Below are 1,548 nucleotides of genomic sequence, written 5' to 3'. Positions count from 1 at the left end.
GGTAGGTGATACATTTGATGATTGCGCTATAGCAGCAAAAAAATATACTGAAGAAAACAACATGGTGTTCATACCTCCTTTTGATGATTATAAAATTATTGAGGGGCAGGGAACTGTTGGAGTAGAAATTTTGGAACAATTGAATGAGGAAGAAAATTACTCTCACCAATCTTCGCTTCAATCTTCTCCATTTCTCTCCCCCCTGGGGAGGATAGGAGGGGCTGCCGATTTTCTTTTTATTCCTGTTGGCGGTGGTGGATTGAGTGCAGGTGTGGGAACTTATTTTAAAACGTTCTCTCCCAAAACAAAAATTATTGGAGTAGAACCGGAAGGTGCACCAAGTATGTTTGAAGCGTTAAAATCAGGCCACCCGGTTACGCTGGATAATATAGAGCGCTTTGTAGATGGCGCTGCTGTAAAACGTGTGGGTGAAATTACTTTTGCTGTTTGTAAAGATGTGCTGGATGATATGCATTTAGTACCCGAAGGAAAAGTTTGTACCACCATTTTAAAATTATATAATGAAGATGCGATTGTGGTAGAACCAGCAGGCGCATTAAGCATTGCAGCACTGGATGATTATGCAGCTGAAATAAAAGGAAAAAATATTGTATGCATCATTGGTGGCGGTAATAATGATATCGACCGCATGCAGGAAATTAAAGAACGCAGCCTGCAGTACGAAGGATTGAAACATTATTTTTTAATTCGTTTTGCACAGCGCCCCGGAGCTTTAAAGGAATTTGTAAATCATGTGTTAGGCGAAAATGATGATATCACAAGATTTGAATACATGCAAAAACATAATAAAGAAACAGGGCCTGCATTGGTGGGTATTGAATTAAAAACAAAAGAAGATTATGATGTTCTGTTAAAAAAATTAGATCAGTATCATATTAATTATACGGAATTGAAGAGCGGGGATAATGCGTTTGGGTATTTGGTATAACCCCCTCCGCCCGCTAAAGGGGGAACTGTAGCGGAGATTGATAAAACTGATTGAAAATATAAATGGTAAAAAAAATCCCGAAGGGATGTAATTAATATAGAATTGAATTCGTGTTTATTGGATGTAAACCCCGAAGGGGTGGCATTAGAAAAATAAAAAATTCTGTAATGCCCAATAAAGAAATTCAGTTGAAGAGTGCGACGCCAATGAAGCCAAATAGAATTATTTAAGTTCGGCTCAAAAAAATATAAACTGCTTAGTAAAGATGAATGACCAAAAAAAATTAGAAACGTTGAATAACTCCCCTTTAGGGGATGGGGGCGGCCTGTATGACTCCCGCTATGAGCATGATGCCTGCGGTATTGGTTTTGTGGCTAATATTAAAGGCAACAAAAGCCACCAGCATATTGATGATGCATTAACTGTATTAGAAAATATGGAGCATCGTGGTGCCTGTGGCTGCGAAAATAATTCAGGTGATGGTGCAGGCATTATGATTCAGATGCCGCATGAATTTTTCTTTGATGAATGTGTAAAGCTCGGCGTTCATTTGCCTGCTTACGGCAAATATGCTGTTGGTGTTGTTTTCTTTCCCAAGG

Annotated in this window: 2 protein-coding genes; both read left to right on the top strand. The window is 38.8% G+C overall.

What is annotated here, in order from left to right:
* Positions 1-949 (top strand): threonine ammonia-lyase IlvA (ilvA, locus tag ACY65O_RS17845; protein WP_462222216.1); only part of this gene is annotated, 949 nt, incomplete at its 5' end.
* Positions 950-1,214: 265 nt separating this feature from the next.
* A partial coding sequence (locus ACY65O_RS17840; protein WP_462222215.1) for a hypothetical protein occupies positions 1,215-1,548 on the top strand: 334 nt, incomplete at its 3' end.

The organism is Ferruginibacter sp., assembly GCF_031430955.1.
Lineage (GTDB): Bacteria > Bacteroidota > Bacteroidia > Chitinophagales > Chitinophagaceae > Ferruginibacter.
The sequence above is the reverse complement of the archived record's forward strand: the minus strand, read 5'-3'. Positions and strand labels throughout refer to the sequence as shown.